This window comes from Streptacidiphilus neutrinimicus (assembly GCF_000787815.1).
GTDB classification, from domain to species: domain Bacteria; phylum Actinomycetota; class Actinomycetes; order Streptomycetales; family Streptomycetaceae; genus Streptacidiphilus; species Streptacidiphilus neutrinimicus.
The window spans coordinates 116,869-133,771 of sequence record NZ_BBPO01000005.1 but is presented as its reverse complement, the minus strand read 5'-3'; the positions used below and the strand labels follow the sequence as shown (position 1 = coordinate 133,771).

At 72.5% G+C, this 16,903-nt stretch carries 17 protein-coding genes; 14 read left to right on the top strand and 3 right to left on the bottom strand.

Annotated features, from left to right (window positions below; translation table 11 throughout):
• Nucleotides 1–82: 82 nt before the first annotated feature.
• Nucleotides 83–541 carry a flavodoxin family protein gene (locus TR48_RS05920; protein ID WP_042364809.1) on the top strand — a complete coding sequence of 153 codons (459 nt, stop codon included), beginning with the start codon at nt 83–85 and terminating at the stop codon, nt 539–541.
• Nucleotides 542–554: 13 nt separating this feature from the next.
• Here TR48_RS05920 and TR48_RS05915 read toward each other — a convergent pair whose 3' ends face one another.
• Nucleotides 555–1,928: a lipase family protein gene (locus tag TR48_RS05915; protein WP_042364808.1), complete on the bottom strand. Its 1,374-nt coding sequence runs from the start codon at nt 1,926–1,928 to the stop codon at nt 555–557.
• A 118-nt stretch (nt 1,929–2,046) separates the two neighbouring features.
• On the opposite strand from TR48_RS05915, the gene TR48_RS05910 reads away from it, so the two are divergent.
• From TR48_RS05910 to TR48_RS05895, 4 genes are all read left to right on the top strand, one after another.
• Nucleotides 2,047–2,466, top strand: a complete 420-nt coding sequence (locus TR48_RS05910) for a YidH family protein (RefSeq protein WP_052442424.1) — start codon at nt 2,047–2,049, stop codon at nt 2,464–2,466.
• A gap of 129 nt (nt 2,467–2,595) precedes the next feature.
• Nucleotides 2,596–2,931, top strand: coding sequence for a hypothetical protein (locus TR48_RS05905; protein WP_042364807.1), 336 nt, complete (start codon nt 2,596–2,598; stop codon nt 2,929–2,931).
• A gap of 9 nt (nt 2,932–2,940) precedes the next feature.
• Nucleotides 2,941–3,693, top strand: coding sequence for a helix-turn-helix transcriptional regulator (locus TR48_RS05900; RefSeq protein WP_084728864.1), 753 nt, complete (start codon nt 2,941–2,943; stop codon nt 3,691–3,693).
• Between the two features lie 48 nt (nt 3,694–3,741).
• Nucleotides 3,742–4,200, top strand: a complete 459-nt coding sequence (locus tag TR48_RS05895) for a DUF3291 domain-containing protein (RefSeq protein ID WP_042364806.1) — start codon at nt 3,742–3,744, stop codon at nt 4,198–4,200.
• Nucleotides 4,201–4,225: 25 nt separating this feature from the next.
• Here TR48_RS05895 and TR48_RS05890 read toward each other — a convergent pair whose 3' ends face one another.
• Entirely contained in the window at nt 4,226–5,950 is a 1,725-nt protein-coding gene (locus TR48_RS05890; RefSeq protein WP_042364805.1) for a DUF885 domain-containing protein, read from the bottom strand.
• A 141-nt stretch (nt 5,951–6,091) separates the two neighbouring features.
• Between TR48_RS05890 and TR48_RS05885 the strand changes: the two genes are divergently transcribed.
• A complete protein-coding gene (locus TR48_RS05885) occupies nt 6,092–6,502 on the top strand; it encodes a VOC family protein (protein ID WP_042364804.1) in 411 nt (136 codons plus the stop codon).
• A 40-nt stretch (nt 6,503–6,542) separates the two neighbouring features.
• On the opposite strand, the gene TR48_RS05880 is transcribed toward TR48_RS05885, so the two are convergent.
• Complete coding sequence (locus TR48_RS05880; RefSeq protein WP_042364803.1) at nt 6,543–7,163, bottom strand: TetR family transcriptional regulator; 621 nt, start codon at nt 7,161–7,163, stop codon at nt 6,543–6,545.
• 140 nt (nt 7,164–7,303) lie between these two features.
• Here TR48_RS05880 and TR48_RS44225 point away from each other — a divergent pair, with 140 nt between their 5' ends.
• From TR48_RS44225 to TR48_RS05845, 8 genes are all read left to right on the top strand, one after another.
• Nucleotides 7,304–7,459, top strand: a complete 156-nt coding sequence (locus TR48_RS44225; RefSeq protein ID WP_170183516.1) for a hypothetical protein — start codon at nt 7,304–7,306, stop codon at nt 7,457–7,459.
• Nucleotides 7,460–7,479: 20 nt separating this feature from the next.
• Nucleotides 7,480–7,740: a DUF4190 domain-containing protein gene (locus tag TR48_RS05875; RefSeq protein ID WP_152627814.1), complete on the top strand. Its 261-nt coding sequence runs from the start codon at nt 7,480–7,482 to the stop codon at nt 7,738–7,740.
• A 159-nt stretch (nt 7,741–7,899) separates the two neighbouring features.
• Complete coding sequence (locus TR48_RS05870; protein WP_042364802.1) at nt 7,900–8,319, top strand: DUF7144 family membrane protein; 420 nt, start codon at nt 7,900–7,902, stop codon at nt 8,317–8,319.
• A gap of 590 nt (nt 8,320–8,909) precedes the next feature.
• Nucleotides 8,910–9,173, top strand: a complete 264-nt coding sequence (locus TR48_RS05865; RefSeq protein ID WP_042364801.1) for a hypothetical protein — start codon at nt 8,910–8,912, stop codon at nt 9,171–9,173.
• A gap of 151 nt (nt 9,174–9,324) precedes the next feature.
• A complete protein-coding gene (locus tag TR48_RS05860) occupies nt 9,325–10,134 on the top strand; it encodes an HlyD family efflux transporter periplasmic adaptor subunit (protein WP_042364800.1) in 810 nt (269 codons plus the stop codon).
• A gap of 128 nt (nt 10,135–10,262) precedes the next feature.
• Nucleotides 10,263–12,383: an NHLP family bacteriocin export ABC transporter peptidase/permease/ATPase subunit gene (locus TR48_RS05855; RefSeq protein WP_236652034.1), complete on the top strand. Its 2,121-nt coding sequence runs from the start codon at nt 10,263–10,265 to the stop codon at nt 12,381–12,383.
• 205 nt (nt 12,384–12,588) lie between these two features.
• Nucleotides 12,589–15,399, top strand: a complete 2,811-nt coding sequence (locus TR48_RS05850) for an NHLP bacteriocin export ABC transporter permease/ATPase subunit (RefSeq protein ID WP_042364873.1) — start codon at nt 12,589–12,591, stop codon at nt 15,397–15,399.
• 418 nt (nt 15,400–15,817) lie between these two features.
• The gene (locus TR48_RS05845) at nt 15,818–16,708 is read left to right on the top strand and encodes a S1C family serine protease (protein WP_236652024.1); all 891 of its coding nucleotides are present in this window, start codon (nt 15,818–15,820) and stop codon (nt 16,706–16,708) included.
• Nucleotides 16,709–16,903 lie beyond the last annotated feature (195 nt).

Here is a 16,903-nt window from a genome sequence, read left to right as displayed (position 1 = left end):
CTCCTGCTGATGTCACGCTCCGCGCCCCTGTTCTGTCCTGTTGACGGAACCGGATCAGCGGACCCAGCAAAGGAGCGCGGCCATGAAGGCCCTCATCGTGTGCACCTCCGTGTCCCACGGCAACACCCGGCGGATCGCCGACGCCATGGGCCGGGCACTGCGGGCCCGGGTCGTCGACCCCGGGCAGGTCGATCCGGAGGAGCTGTCCGGCTTCGATCTGGTCGGCTTCGGCTCGGGGATCTACCTGCGCAGGTTCCACCCGCGACTGCGCAGGTTCGTCAGGGCGCTCCCGGCGGACGGACACGGCCGGGCGTTCGTCTTCGCCACCAGCGGACTGCCGGGCGTGCCCTTCCGCCCGCTCGAACGGGCGTTGGGGCAGAAGGGCTTCCGGGTGGACGGCGCGTTCTCCTGCCGCGCCTTCGACACCTTCCTCCCGTTCAGGCTCGTCGGCGGTCTGCACAAGGGGCTGCCCGGGCCGGCCGACCTGGACGCCGCGCACGCCTTCGCCGAGCGGCTGGCGCGCCGGTCGACGAAGGCGTGACGCTCCACTGAGTTCACGAACCCGAGGTGGGCACCTCCGGCGCGAGGGAGTTGCCCATGGCGATCCCGCCGCAGTCGGAGGGCGCGGCGCGCCCCGCGAAGCGGTCGTTCAGGTAGCCGATGGCGGCCACGGCCCAGGGGACGGCCGTGCCGATGTGGCTGAGCGCGTCGAACTGCTGGTAGTCGATCGCGCTGTCGCCGGTGGCGCAGTACTGCCGGGCCAGGGCGCGCACGTCACCGGCGACCATCACGCCGTCGCCGGTCCCGATGCCCGGGAGGTTGCTGAACGTCCCCTCCCAGACGCCCCCGTCGCCCTGGCCGATGTAGCCCGGGATGGTCGGGGTGGCGGCGGAGCCGAGGTTGATCCTGTTCACCGCGCCGACGAAGGCCGGCACCGAGTCGGGGTTGGCGTACTGCGGCTTCGCCATCTGCTGCCAGGTCAGCCCGGGGTACTCGCCGATCGCGTTCACGATCGAGCCCTGCCGCAGGCCGTTGTAGACCTTCAGGCCGTAGCTGCTGAGGTAGGGCGTGAGGTCCAGACCGTAGGAGCGCGCGACGCCGATCAGCGCCATGGGGATGACGCCGGACCAGGCCAGGGAACCGCTCACGTACGTGAGGTTGTGCGCCGGGTCCACCAGCAGCCCGCCCTCGGCGAAGCCGACCAGCTTGCGGTTCACCTCCGGCGCGTACGCCGGGGCCAGGGCGGCCGCCCAGTTGGTGGCGATCGCACCGCCGGAGTAGCCGATCAGGCCGAAGCTGGTGTCGCCGCTGAGGCCGGTGTCCGCGGCCCTGGTGGCGGCCCGGATCGAGTCCAGCGTGGCGGCGCCGTACTCCGGACCGGCGGCGAAGTCGGCGTTCTGGCCCTCGGTGTCCGGGATGACCAGGTTGTAGTCCTGCACCAGCAGCGGGGCCAGCAGGATGGCCTCGGCGTTGGGGATCACGCCGCCCAGGCTGAGGCCGCCGGCGATGGCGCGGCTGGGGCTGTCCGCCGGATTGAGCGAGTCGTAGAACGACTGATAGGACACCGCCTTGGCGCTCTGACCGCTCAGGCTGCGGACCACCGAGGTCACGTTGGCGACGGGCCGTCCCTCCGCGTCGACGGTGCGGTAGAGCAGCTGGACCACCTTCACCGGCGTGGGCACGCCGAGGACGTGGTACTGCAGCGTCCGCTCCTTCAGCACGTCTCCGGGGGCGAAGGAGGCGAGCGGCCGGCTGCCGTCGTAGCTGTAGAACGGGTCGCTCGTCGCGGTCGTCGTGGCGGTCGTCGTGACGGACTCGGCCCGCGGGGCGGCGGCGGCGGCGGCCTCGGCCGTGACGGCCGGGACGACGGCGACCGTCGTCGCCGCGACGACGGCGGTGGCCAGGAGACGAGCGGCTCTTCCGGGCATGAGTCCCCCAGGGATCGTGAAACGGATCACACATGGACCTGACGCCCGAGTAAGTTACCGTGCGGTAAACGCAATGCCCAGAGGTACGACAGGAATTTCCCCTCACCGGGTGTTAGGGATGGATCCCACGGACGCGGCACCGAGCAGCGGGAGCACCGAGATGGCGACGCCGGATCCTGAGGATGCGGACCGGCCCTGGTGGGAGCAGGGCGATGAGCCGGACTACCGTGCCACGCTCGCCAACGAGCGGACGTTCCTGGCCTGGACCCGCACCTCGCTCGCTCTCCTCGCGGGCTCGCTGGCCATCCTCCCGCTGGGCGGTGTCGCGCCGTTCCGGCTGCGGCTGGCCCTGTCCGCCTACCTGATCACCCTCGCCATGGCCACCACCGTCACCGGGTACGTCCAGTGGCGCCGCCGCCAGCACCGGATGCGCCTGCGCCGCCCGCTCGGCCACTCAGCCTGGCAGGCCGTGATGCTCTTCGGCTTCCTGCTGCTCGGCGGCCTCGTCTGCGCTGTGGTGGCCACCGGCTCGGGATGAGCTTCCGGCCGCGCCGCCGTCGCCGCGTCCCCCGAACGGACGAGAGGTGGGTCATCGGCCCACGCGGAGGGCAGCATGGTCGAGGACCGCTGAAGCGGTGACGGCTGCTCCCACGGGAGGCACGGCACGGTGGAGGACGAGACTCGGCAGGCCGGTACCGAGATCCGGCCCGCCGTGCGCGAGGTGTACGGGCCGACGGATCTGGGCGCGCAGCCGATGTTCGCCGGAGGGTTCATCAACTTCGGCTGCTGGCGGGCGGTCGACCCCGGCGGTCCGATGGGCGAGGCGGAACGGGTGCGCAGCCAGGAGGCTCTCTATTGGCGCGTCCTGGACTCCGCCGGGCTGCCGGGAGAGCCGGGTGGGCCAGAGGTCCTGGAGGTGGGCCGCGGTCTCGGGATGGGCTGCGCGGGGGCCTGCGAGGCCCGGGTCCTCGACTACTTCGTCGTCACCGCGCGACGACCATAGACTCGTCCGATGAGCGAGGAGCAGCAGGACCCCGAGCGCGCGGACCCCGAGCGCGCGGACCGCGAGGCCGGCGAGGGGCCCGAGCGCGCGGACCGCGAGACCGGCGAGGGGCCCGAGGACGAGGCGCTCGCCGCCCTCGGGGCCCTCGGCGATCCGGTGCGGCGCGGGCTCTACCGGTTCGTCGCGGCGGCGCCCGCGGCGGTCGGGCGCGACGCCGCCGCCGAGGCCGCCGGGATCTCGCGCTCGCTCGCCGCCTTCCATCTGGACCGGCTCGTCGAGGCCGGGCTGCTGGAGACGGTCTTCCGGCGACTGTCAGGCCGGTCCGGCCCCGGCGCCGGGCGTCCCGCCAAGCTGTACCGGCGGGCTGCCCGCGAGCACACGCTGTCGCTGCCCCCGCGCGCCTACGACACCGCGGGGCGTCTGCTGGCGGAGGCGGTGGAGCGGGCCGGGCTCGACCGCGAACTCCAGGCGGTCGCCCGCGAACGCGGGGCGGAACAGGCTTCGGGCGACGCCGTCGACACGCTCCGGGCGCACGGCTACGAGCCGTTCCACGAGGCGGGCGACGAGGACGTCGTGCGGCTGCGCAACTGCCCGTTCCACGCGCTCGCCGAGGAGTTCCCCGCGCTGGTCTGCGGGATGAACCTGGCGCTGGTGGAGGGCCTGGTCGCCGGGCGGGACGACCGCGCGGCAGGGGCGGACCGGTGGTCGGCGGAGATGTCACCCGGCCCCGGCCGCTGCTGCGTCGCCCTGCGGAGATTCTAAAAACAAATCTCATTGACGATAGAGCAAGGGTGCCGCCATCCTTGCTCCATGACTGGTTTTCATCTCGCGCAGGTGAACGTCGGGCGCATCGTCGCCCCGATCGACGGACCGGAGCTCGCGTGCTTCGTGGCCGAGCTGCCCGCGATCAACAAGCTCGCCGAGGAGTCGCCCGGGTTCGTCTGGCGCATGGTCGACGACGACGGCGCGGACGCGACCACGCTGCGACCGGACGGCGCCGACGACCTGCTCCTGGTCAACTGCTCGGTCTGGGAGTCGGTCGAGGTGCTGCGCGACTACGTCTACCGCAGCGACCACCTGCGGGTGCTCACCCGACGCCGCGAGTGGTTCACCCGGATGACCGAGGCGCACCAGGCGCTGTGGTGGGTCCCGGCCGGACACCGGCCGACCGTGGCCGAGGCCGTGGAGCGCGTCGCGCTGCTGCGCGAACACGGCTCGGGGCCGCGTGCGTTCACCTTCCGCGACCCACACCCGGCCCCGACCGCCTGATCGGGAACAGCCGCCAGGCCGCGGGTCAGAGCACGGCCAGATGGTCTGTCAGGTCGTCCAGGCCGAGGGAACCCTGACGGATGGCGGCCATGTGCCAGGCCTTGAGGTCGAAGGCGCTCCCCGAACGGGCGCGGGCCGCCTCGCGGCCGGCGAGCCAGGCGCGCTCGCCGAGCTTGTAGCCGATGGCCTGGCCGGGGCGGCCGAGATAGCGCAGGATCTCGCTGTCGCGGGCCGCCGGGGGCATGCCCACGTAGTCGTTCATGAAGTCCGTGGCCAGCTCCGGGGTCCAGCGCTCGCCCGGGTGGAACGGGGAGTGGGCCGGGATCGCCAGCTCCAGGTGCATGCCGATGTCGACGATCACCCGGACGATGCGCATCATCTGCTTGCCCAGGTAGCCGAGACGCCGCCCGGGGTCGTCGAGAAAGCCGAGCTCGTCCATCAGGCGCTCCGCGTACAGGGCCCAGCCCTCCACATTGGCGCTGATCTTGCCGAGCGTGACCTGGTAGCGCGAGAGCCGGTCGGCCTCGGCCGCCCAGGAGGCGATCTGCAGGTGGTGGCCCGGGGCCCCCTCGTGGTACCAGGTACTGACCAGGCGCCAGGTGTGGAACCGCTCCTCCGCGTCGCCGTTGGCGAGCGGCAGGTAGGTGCGGCCGGGGCGGCTGAAGTCCAGACTCGGGCCGCTGTAGTAGGGCGCGGCGGCGCTCCCGGCCGGGGCGATCCTGGTCTCGACGCGGCGCAGCGGGCCGCCGATGTCGAAGTGGCTCCCGTCGAGGGCCGCTATGGCGTCCTCGACGAGCTGCTGCAGCCACGCCCGCATCCGCTCGGCGCTCTGCACGGTGTGGCCGTGCCGGTTCAGGTGCTCCCGCGCCTCCTCGACGGTCGCGCCGGGCAGCACCCGTTCCGCCTCGGTCCGCAGCTCGGCCCAGACGCGGTGGAACTCCTCCCAGCCCCAGGCGTAGGTCTCGTCCAGATCCAGGGCGGAGCCGGTGAACTGCCGTGCCCACACCAGGTAGCGCTCCCGGCCGACGGCGTCCGGGGTGCCCTGCGCGGCGGCGGTGTAGTCCGTGCGCAGCCAGTCGCGGAAACCGGCGACCGCCTCCGTGGCCGCGCAGGCCGCGGCGGCGAGCTCCGGGCGGAGCCGCCGCGGCGCGGGCTCGACGAACTCGGCGAACCATCCGGCCGTTCCGGTCTTCTCGCCGGTCCACTCGGTCAGCTGCGCCGCGAGCACCTGGGCCTGACGGGGAGCGGCGAGCAGGCCGCGCCGAACGCCTTCGGCGAGGGTGGCCCGGTAGCCCTGGAACGCGGCGGGCAGCTTGCGCAACCGCCCCAGCACGGGGACCCAGTCCTCGTCCGTCGCGGTGGGCATCTGGGTGAGGATGCCCCGCAGTTGGTGCGCGGGGGCGTGCAGGTTGCGCACCGCGCGGAAGTGCTCCCCCGCCTCGTGGACCTGGAGCTCCGAGCTGAGCCGCTCGCGCAGCAGCCGGGCGCAGACCCGCTCGGCCGGGTCCGCGGCCGCGTCGTCCACGCCCGCGCCCGGGCCGCGCAGGGCGTCCAGCCGCCGCAGCGTGTCGCGCGCCAGGTCCGCGAGCGCGTCACATCCCTGCGGCGAGAGGTCCGGCATCCGGTCGTCGGCCGGGTCCAGCCCCAACCACGTGGTCACACCGGGGTCCAGGGCGGCGACGCGGGCGACGTGGTCGTCGGCGAGCTGCCGCGGCGTGGTCGCCACCGCGTTCGTCGGTGTGGTGCTCATGGGCGTCGTCCCCCGGGATGCTGACGTGTCGGTGTCGATCATCCTGCTCGGTGCGCCGGATCGGGAATACCGCCGCCGACTGGTGTAGACCCGACACCGTCAGCTCTCCCGTACCGCGACCAGCTCCGGAGGTGGACCCCGATGGCCATCGCGACGTCGCCGCAGAAGATCACCACGTTCCTCATGTTCGAGGGCCGGGCCGAGGAGGCCATGCGCTTCTACATCTCGCTCTTCGACGACGGCGAGGTGGTGTCCGTGGACCGTTACGGACCCGACCAGGACGGCCTGGAGGGGACCGTGCGCCACGCCCTCTTCTCCCTGGCCGGGCAGTCGTTCATGTGCATCGACAGTCCGGCCCGGCACGCCTTCGGCTTCACGCCCTCGGTCTCCCTCTACGTCCGGTGCGAGAGCCAGCAGGAGATCGACCGCCTGTTCGGGGAGCTCGCCGAGGGCGGCCAGGAGCTGATGCCGCTCGGCTCCTACGGGTTCAGCACCCGGTTCGGCTGGGTGAACGACCGGTTCGGCGTCTCCTGGCAGCTGAACCTCGCCTGAGGCCGGACGCGGCGGCCCCGGCCCCGCGACCGGCGCGGGCTCAGCCCGAGACCCAGTGGCGCCGCCCGAGGCTGATCAGGCGCAGCTGACGCCGGGCCGTCGCGGTGATCTGCCGCTCGGTCTCGGCGTCGGCCTGCTGGAGGGCCGCCGCCGTCAGCACCATGTGGTCGACGTACAGTTCGGCGACCATCCGGACGTCGGCCCGGTCCCAGCCCGCCGAGACCGGCTGGGCGGCCAGCGCCTGCGTCACCTCCTCGGTGAACCGCTCCAGCTCGGCGGCGATCGCCTCGCGGACCGGGGCCACACCCCCGAAGCGTTCGCGCGCGACGAAGCGGACGTGCGCGCGGTGCTCGCGGACGTGATCGGCGATCACCCTGACTGCGTGGTCTATCAGTTCGTCCGGCTCGCCCTGCTCCTTGAAGGCGGCGCGGACCATCTCGTGCAGGCTGGCGAGCGCCTCCTCGACGAGGGCGACCCCGAGGTCGGCGAGGTCGCGGAAGTGCCGGTAGAAGCCCGCCGGCGACATGCCCGCCTCGCGGGTGACCTCGCGCATGCCGAGGCTGGAGAAGCTCTGGTGCTCCAGCAGGTGCAGGGCCGCGTCCATCAGGGCGCGGCGCGACTGCTGCTTCTGGGCCTGCCGGACCCCTGTCGTGTGACTCACGCCATTGAGTAAACAACTGTTTGCTGAAATCCGCCACCCGTCGTAGGATGGAGAAGTCAGCGAACAGTTGTCATCACAACTGTTCGCTGAAAGTTCACGCCGTCTGCACACTCCGCCGAAGACCAGAGAAGAGCCTCGCCGTGAGTCTCCTTTTCGCCCTCGCCGCCCTCACCCTGCTGCCGGGAGCGGCCTTCCACACCGACACGTCCGTCCTCGTGAGCAGCGCGGCCGCGATCGCCGCCTGGCTGCTCGCCTTCGGCGCCCGCGAGCGCCTCGCCCGCCGGAAGCAGCACTGACCAGCCCCTCGGAGCCTCCCGTGGACACCCTCACCGAACGCCAACGCACCTTCGACGCCGACCAGATGGCCGTCGCGTCGTTCATCCTCGGCCTGCTCGGCCTGCTCGTGTTCAACCTGGTGCTCGGCCCCTGCGCGATCGTGCTGGCCACGATCGCGCTGGTCCGCCGCACGCGCCGACCGGTCCGCGCGGGCCTCGGCATCGCACTGGGCCTCGCCGACCTCGCCGTGCTGGCCGCGTCCGTCGCGGCCACGCCCGGCATGATCTGGCACGTCGCCTGAGTCGAGCAGCCCCCCTCGGGGCCCGGTGATCCTCGGATCGCCGGGCCCCGATCGCGTTGCGCGCGTCTCCCCCGAACGGCTCCGCCCGCTCGCCCCACGGTGGCCCCTCGCGGAGGCTGGCCCGAGACGCCACCGGGCGAGCTGCGAGGAGGCAGGCAGATGACCACACCGACTCCCACCCGCGGGAACGGCGCCCACGAAGGCCGGCTGGCCGCCGGCGCCGTCGTGTTCGCAGCGGTGCTGCTGCTGGTCGGCGGGGTCCTGGGGGTGCTGGAGGGCGCCTCCGCGGTCTCCAAGGACAAGGTCTACGTCGCCACTCCGCACTACGTCTACCAGTTCAGCCTGACCGGCTGGGGCTGGGTCCACATCGTGCTCGGCATCCTCGCGATCCTGGCCGGCGTCGGCCTGCTCGCCGACCAGACCTGGGCCCGCTGGGCGGGCATCGGCATCGCCGGGCTGAGCCTGATCGCCCAGTTCCTGTGGCTGCCGTACTACCCGTTCTGGTCCGTCGTGATGATGGCCGTCGACGTCTTCGTCATCTGGGGCCTCACCAGCCACCGCCGGGTCAGCGACTTCTGACCCGGCGTCCTCGGAGGCTTTGAGCCCCGGCCGAGCACGACGGCCGGGGCGGCCCCCGCCCACTGAGGCGCGGACGGGCGTTCCGCTCCCCATCGTCGCGAAGCCGCCCGGCGGACGGGTACCACCGGCTGGAGGCCTCGGCTCCGCCGATCGTCGGTTCCGTGGACGCCCACCGCCCGGGCATGCTGGGCCGACCGGCGGGTGCCGCGCACAGGGCGCCGAGCGGGGCTTCGCGGAATCTTCACGAGGGTCTTGGGCCCCGGGAACCGTCGGACGACTCCTCACTTCGTCCGCATCTCCTCCGCGTTCGGTGCACGTGCGCCCTTGTCGGACACACCGCACCCTCTGGGACATCACACAACCAACGCAACAGCGCCATGGTTGTTCGCATTCGTTCACGGCAGCCCCACTATTCGGCCGAATTCGCGGATGCGCCCGCCCACGAACCGACTCGAACGTTCACAATAAAACCCGAACGCCGCGAGTGGACATATACGACCGGCGGCTGGTTGGATCATGCCAAGAAAGGGGCGGGCATATACCCGTTCCCACTACTGGAAATGCTCAGAGCGTTGAGAGGAAAAACACTCATGCGCAGCGACTTCACGCCGCAGGTCGAGACCCGCGAGATCGCCGACACCGACCTGGACGGCGTGGCCGGCGGCCTCGGCATCGGCGCCGGCGCCGGCGTGCACGGCGTGGCCGGCCTCGGCGTTCACGTGTCCGGCATCTCGGACGCGCTGAACGGCGTCGGCTCCGTCCTCCCGGTCGGCGGCCTGGTCTCCGAGGTCACCGGCCTGGCCGGCATGACCGGCACCGTCAGCAACCTGACCAATGTGGTCACGGGTATCTGATTTCTGGATATCCCCGCCGAGCTGAACGGTTCGGGATCAGGCCCTGGAACTGTCCGTTCCGGGGCCTGTATCGCGCCCTTTTTCATTCCGGCGCATTTCCGGAAGTCCACGACCGAGCAGTCGCCGGGTCGTCCAAGGAAAGAAATACTCTGTGCAGTTCCGGCAGCAGGCGCTGGCCAAGCAGCAGTCGCCCGAGGATCTCGACGTGCCGGCTCAGCTGGCCCGACCGCAGGGCCGCCTCGTGCTCCTGGTCACGGCGGCGGTGGTGGCGGCCTCCGGCTTCTGGGCGGTGACCGGCACGGTCGCCAGCACGGTAAGCGCGCCCGGCATCCTCTTCCACGCGGAGGGCAGCTACTCCCTGCAGAGCCCGGTGGCCGGACAGGTGGTCGCCGTCTACGCCAACGCGGGCGACACCCTCGCCGCCGGGGTCCCCCTTCTGGCCGTCCGCACGGGCACGAGCCAGAAGGTCCAGACGATCAGGACGGTGTCGGCGGGACGGATCACCACGCTCGCCGCGCCGCTCGGCTCGGTCGTCGAGACCGGCTCCGAACTCGCCGCTGTCGAACGCGTCACGAGCCCGGACGAACCGCTCGTCGCGGTCCTGTACGCGTCGGCGACCAACGCCGCCTCGATGCCCGTCGGCGCGGAGGTCGACCTGAACGTCCAGTCGGTGCCGGTCCAGCAGTACGGGCTGCTGCGGGGGAAGGTGCTGTCGGTCGGCGGCGGCCCCGAGTCGCACCAGCAGATCGCCGGCTTCCTCGGCAGCGACCAGCTCGCCCAGGCGTTCAGCGCACAGGGCCAACCGGTCGCCGTGGTAGTGCAGTTGGAACGGTCCGGCAGCAGGTCCGGCTACGCCTGGTCCACCACCCAGGGCCCGCCGTACCAACTGCAGTCCAGCGAGCTGGTCAGCGCCGCCGTGCACCTGCCCGGACAGCACCCGATCGATTGGATCCTGCCGTGAGCGGACGACGCGCCGCCGGGCGGAAGGCGACGCACCAGCGGGGCGTGCGCCGGCAGACCGCACACGAGAAGACCGCACGCGAGAGGACCGTGCGCCAGAAGACCGTGCGCACCCCCACCGTCCTGCAGATGGAGGCGGTGGAGTGCGGCGCCGCCGCGCTCTCGATGGTGCTCGGGCACTACGGCCGGCACGTCCCGCTCGAGGAGCTGCGGATCGCCTGCGGCGTCTCGCGCGACGGCTCCCGCGCGAGCAACGTGCTGAAGGCCGCCCGCGGTTACGGCCTGACGGCCAAGGGCATGCAGATGGAGCCCGGCGCGCTGGCGGCCGAGGTGCGCACCCCCGCCGTCCTGTTCTGGGAGTTCAACCACTTCGTCGTCTACGAGGGCACCGCCCGCCGGTTGGGCAGGCGCGGCGTGCAGCTCAACGACCCGGCGCGGGGCCGCCGGTTCGTCGACGAGGAGGACTTCGACTCCAGCTTCACCGGCGTGGTGCTGACCTTCGAGCCGGGCCCACAGTTCCGCCCCGGCGGCAAGCGGCCCGGCGTGCTGAGCGCCCTGCCCGCACGGCTGCGCGGCACCAAGGGCACCACGCCCGCTGTCCTCGCCGCCAGCCTGCTGTTGGTCGCCGTCGGCGTGGCGATGCCCGCGCTGAGCCGCACCTACATCGACTCCTTCCTGATCGGCGGCCGGACCGCGCTGCTGCCGGTGCTGTTCGCGGCGATGGCGGCGCTGGTGGTGCTGACCGGTGTGCTGACGGCCGTGCAGCAGGCCAACCTGCTGCGCGGCCGGATGATCGCGTCCACGCTGAGCAGCGCGCGGTTCCTGCGTCACCTGCTCCGCCTGCCGGTGGCGTTCTTCACCCAGCGCAACCCCGCCGATCTCGTGCAACGGTTGCAGTCCAACGACTCCGTGGCGGAGACCCTTGCCCGGGACCTCTCCGCCGTCGGCGTCGACGCCGTCGTGGTGGTGCTGTACGCCGTGCTGCTGTGGACGTACGACCCGCAGTTGACCGTCCTCGGCATCGGGATCGCGCTGCTGAACGTGGTGGCGCTGCGGGTGGTGGTCCGCATCCGCGGCACCGGGGTGCAGAAGCTGCGCGCGGACAGCGCCCGGCTGACCAACACCTCCTACAGCGGGCTCCAGCTGATCGAGACGATGAAGGCCACCGGCGGCGAGACGGGGTACTTCCGCCGCTGGGCCGGCCAGCACGCGATCACGCTCGTCGGCGAGCAGCGGCTCGGCGTGCCGGGCGCAACGCTGAGCATCGTCGCGCCCACCCTCGCCGCGCTCAACAGCGCGCTGATCCTGCTGATCGGCGGACTGCGGGCGGTGGAGGGCCAGATCTCGATCGGCCTGCTGGTCGCGTTCCAGGCGCTGGTGGCCAGCTTCACCGCGCCGGTCACCCGGCTGAACGGGGTGGCCGGGCGCGTGCAGGACTTCACCGCCGACATGGCCCGGCTCAAGGACGTCGAGAGCTTCCCGGCGGACTCGCGGCTGACGAGCTCGCGCTCGGTGGCGGGCGCGCGCCGGCTCAGCGGTCACGTGCTGCTGGAGGACGTCACCTTCGGCTACAGCGCTCTGGACCAGCCGCTGCTGAAGGGCTTCACCCTGGACGTCGGCCCCGGCCGCCAGGTCGCCCTGGTCGGCGGCTCGGGCAGCGGCAAGTCCACGGTCTCCCGGCTGATCTCCGGTCTCTACCAACCGTGGGAGGGCGAGATCACCATCGACGGCCGGCGACTCGCCGACATCCCGCGGAGCTCGCTGGCGGCCTCGGTCTCCTTCGTCGACCAGGACGTCTTCCTCTTCGAGGGCACGGTCCGCGACAACGTCGCGCTCTGGGACCCCTCGATATCCGACGAGGCCGTCACCGCGGCCCTGCGGGACGCGGCCGTCCTCGACGCCGTCTCCCGGCGCCCCGGCGGCATCCACGGCCGGGTCGAGCAGGACGGCCGCAACTTCTCCGGCGGCCAGCGCCAGCGGCTGGAGATCGCTCGCGCCCTGGTGCGCCAGCCGAGCGTGCTGGTCCTCGACGAGGTGACCAGCGCCCTGGACGCGGAGACCGAGCAGGTCGTCATGGACAACCTGCGCCGGCGCGGCTGCGCCTGCGTGGTGATCGCCCACCGGCTCAGCACGGTGCGGGACAGCGACGAGATCGTGGTGCTGGACCGCGGCGTCGTGGTCGAGCGTGGGCGTCACGAGGATCTGGTGGCCGCCGCGGGGCCCTACGCCCAGTTGGTCAGGGAGCACTGACGTGTCGTTCGCCGAACCCCCGCTGTCCCCGCCGTCTCCGCCGTCCCCGCAGGCCCCCCAGGGCGCCCAGGGGTCGTGGCCCAGCGGGCAGACGGCCCAGGTCGTTCAGGTCGCCCAGGGGACGCCGTACGTCCAGGGCTACCCGCAGGCCTACCCCCAGGGCTACGTCCAGGAGCCCGGCCCGCAGCAGCCCGGCGACGACGGGGTGCTCACCGCGCTCGGCGGCCTCGGCGCGCCCGTCGACTGCACCGGCGTGCGACGGCTGCCGCTGGAGGGCCCGCACGTGGTGTGGCTGGTGGTCGCCGGGGCGATGGACCTGTTCGCCGTGGACGCGGTGTTCGAGGGCCACTGGCACTTCCTCGGCCGGCTCGGCGCGGGCGCGCTGCTGCCCGGCCCCGTCGACGGGCCGCAGCACACGGTGGTCGGCCGCCCGCAGGCCGGCTGCGTGCTGCGCCGGATCCAGCTGCGCGAGCTGCTGTTCGCCCCGCAGTACGCGCCCGACTGGGCGTACTACGGCGCCCACGGGATGCCGTCCCCGCTGGAGGACGCCTTCGCCCGCGGCATCGGACGCAGCCTGCGCCTGCTCTTCGAGGCCCGCGCCGGCGCCGGCTCGGGCGGGCCCGACGTCGTCATGGACGACCTGGGCGAGGACATGCAGTGGCTGTCGCTCCCTCCGGGCAGCCTGGTCCACGGCGGCGTCTACAGCCAGGAGACGGCGCAGGACCTCTTCGTCGACCCCGCCGCCTGGCAGCAGTTGGTCGACCAGCAGAGCCGGCTGCTGTTCGCGCTGGACCGGTGGATCGACCAGCTGGAGCGGGCCTACGAGGACCGGGCCGAGGCGGGCGTCAAGGCGGGCGACGCGGCGCGCGCCCGGGCCGACCAGGCGCTGCTCACCTCCCTCCGGCGCACCGACCGGGGCCGCTCGGAGCAGGCGCCCGCAGGCGGCGCGGGCCTTGACGACGCGATCCTGGCCGCCTGCCGGATCGTCGGCGCGGCGGCCGGGATCACGATCACCGCGCCCACCGGCGGCGTCACCTCGGCCGACCGGCTCTCCCCGATCGAGAGGATCGCGGTCGCCTCCCGCTTCCGCACCCGGCAGGTTCGACTCCAGGGACGCTGGTGGCGTCAGGACGCCGGACCGCTCCTCGGCTTCCGGTCCGCGTCCGGCACGCCCGTCGCGCTGCTGTGGCGGCGCGGAGGGTACGAGTCGGTGGACCCCTCCGGCGAGCGGCGCACCCGGATCCGCGAGGAGAACGCGGACCAGTTCGAGCCCTATGCCGTGCTGTGCTACCGGCCGCTGCCCGAGAAGCCGCTCTCCGCCTGGCGGTTGCTGCGCTTCAGCGTGCGCGGCACCCGGCCGGACCTGTGCCGGCTGGTCGTCAGCGGACTGGTTGCGGTGGTGCTCGGCACGCTGGTGCCGATCGCCACCGGGCAGGTGCTCGGCGACTACGTGCCGCACGCCGAGAGCGATCTCATCGTGCGGACCTCGCTGGCGATCGTCGCCACCACGCTGGTCTCCGCCGCGTTCATGCTGATGGAGAACCTGTCCATCCTGCGGTTCGAGGGCCGCGTCGAGGCCACCCTGCAGCCGGCGATCTGGGACCGGCTGCTGCGGCTGCCCACCCGGTTCTTCGCCGGACGGTCGACGGGCGAGCTGGCCTCGGCGGCGATGGGCATCAGCGCCATCCGCCGCCTGCTGTCCGGCGTCAGCACGGTGGTCGTCCAAGCGGGCACGGTCGGCCTGGTCAACCTGGCGCTGCTGCTCTGCTACAGCGTGCCGCTGGCGCTGGCCGCCGTCGGCATGCTGGTCGTGATCGCCGCGGTCTTCCTGGCGCTCGGCCTGTGGCAGGTGCGCTGGCAGCGCAGGCTGACCGTGCTGAACAACAAGCTGAACAACCAGGCCTTCCAGACCCTGCGCGGCCTGCCCAAGCTGCGCGTCGCCGCCGCCGAGGACTTCGCCTACGCGGCGTGGGCGGGCGAGTTCGCCCGCAGCCGGGAGATGCAGCGGCGGGTGGGCAGGATCAAGAACTTGATCACCGTCTGCAACGCCGTCTACCTGCCGGTCTGCATGCTCGGGATGTTCATGCTGCTGGCCGGACCGGCCCGCGGCAGCATGTCGGCGAGCAGCTTCCTCACCTTCAGCACCTCGGTGACGATGGTGCTGACCTCGGTCACCCAGCTCACCGGCTCGCTGCTCTCGGTGGTCTCCGCGCTTCCGCTGTTCGAGCAGATCAAACCGGTCCTGGACGAGGTGCCGGAGGTGCGCGGAGGCAGCGCCGCGCCCGGCCGGCTGTCGGGCGGGATCGAGGCCCGCGGCCTCTCCTTCCGCTACACCGAGAGCGGGCCGCTGGTGCTCGACAACGTGACGTTCCGGATCGAGCCGGGCGAGTTCGTCGCCGTCGTCGGCGCGAGCGGGAGCGGCAAGTCGACCCTGCTGCGGCTGCTGATCGGCTTCGACCGGCCCGTCTCGGGCGCGGTGCTCTTCGACGGCCAGGACCTCGCCTCGCTCGACCAGGCGGCGGTGCGCCGCCAGTGCGGCGTCGTCCTCCAGCACGCGCAGCCGTTCAACGGCTCGATCCTGGACTGCATCCGCGGCACCGAGCCGCACAGCATGGAGGAGGTGTGGGAGGCCGCGGCGATGGCCGGGCTCGCCGAGGACGTCAAGGCCATGCCGATGGGCCTGCACACCGTGCTGTCCGACGGCGGCGGCACGGTCTCCGGCGGGCAGCGGCAGCGCCTGATGATCGCTCAGGCGCTGGTCCGCCGTCCGCGCATCCTGCTCTTCGACGAGGCCACCAGCGCCCTCGACAACGAGACCCAGCGGATCGTGATCGAGAGCACCCGTCGGCTGCGCGCCACCCGCGTGGTGATCGCGCACCGGCTGTCGACGGTGCTCGACGCCGATCGGGTCCTGGTCATGGCGGACGGCCGGATCGTCCAGGAGGGAACGCCCGCCGCCCTCCTCGCCGACCCCTCCGGCCCCTTCCACCAACTGGCCCGGCGCCAGCTGCGCTAGGGCGGCCGGAGCCCCCGGATGCAGTAAGCGCGGTGGGTCCGGTGACCGTCCGGGCGATCTGATGAGACCGGGCGCTTCATGAGAAAGGCCTTCAAATCGACTCCTCCCACGCGTGACGCTCTCGCCCACCGGGCACGGATCTGTCAGGCAGGGGAGGCGCGCCGAGCACGGAGGTGGCGCCATGAGGTGGAACGCAGCAGGAATCGCGGCCTGCGGGATAGCCGTGTCCCTGGGTGTCGCCGGGTGCACGCTGTCGACGTCGTCGACCGCGACGTCGCCCACGCGGTCGTCCTCGCCGTGGACCGCGCCCTCGGCGTCGGCGTCGTCGGGCTCCTCGGGGTCGGGGTCGCTGGGCGCGGCGCGCTCGGGCACGACGCCGCGGACGCTGGCGCAGGTCGCGGCGGGAAGCGTCGACCTGGTGAGCGAGCAGGGACTCCAGGGCACCGAGGCCGCCGGCACCGGCATCGTGCTGACGTCGGACGGCATGGTCCTCACCAACAACCACGTCATCAACGGCGCCACCTCGCTGTCCGCCGTGGACATCGGCAACGGCCGCACCTACAGCGCGTCCGTGATCGGCTACGACCGCAGCCACGACCTGGCGCTGGTGCGGCTGCACGGCGCCTCCGGCCTGCAGACCCTCAGCCTGGCGGCGGGCACCCATGTCTCGGTCGGCGACGCGGTGACGGCACTCGGCAATGCCGGCGGGCGCGGCGGGCAGCCCAGCCAGGCGGCCGGTTCGGTCACCGCGCTCGACCAGCGGATCACCGCCACCGACGAGGGCTCCGGCAGCTCCGAGCAGCTCAGCGGCCTGATCCAGGTCGACGCGCAGATCCAGGCCGGCGACTCCGGGGGTCCGCTGGTGAACGCCCAGGGGCAGGTGATCGGCATCGACACCGCCGCCTCCGTCGGCTACCAGTTCCAGAGCGCGCCCACCGAGGGCTTCGCCATACCGGCCACCCAGGCGCAGGCCACCGCCGAGGCCATCGCGGCGGGTCACGCCTCGTCGAGCGTGCACATCGGCGCGACGGCGTGGCTGGGCGTCGGGGTCGGCACCGCGAACCAGTACTCGGCGACGAACGGCGCGGCGGTCGTCCAGGTCGTGCCCGACTCACCAGCCGACCACCTGGGGCTGATCGCGGGAGATGTGATCACCTCGGTCGACGGCGCCTCGGTGCCCGACCCGAACACCCTGACCGCGCTCCTCGGGCAGCACCACCCCGGCGACACCGTCACCCTCGGCTGGACCGACGCCGGCGGCCAGGCGCAGACGGCCCGCGTCGTCCTGGGCACCGGCCCGGCCGGATGAGATGAGACGGCGGGGACGAACGAGGTCATTGAGGACATAGGGACTGCCGCAACAGCTGTGACTGATGGAGTGAAGGAGACGGCTGGGACAACTGTGGCAAAGCCCTCCCGATCGGGACATCCCGAGTCCTCCGATGGTCAGTGCACGGCCGGTCCTTCGGGGGCCCGGCAAGGAGGCCGCCCCCGCCGTTCGGCG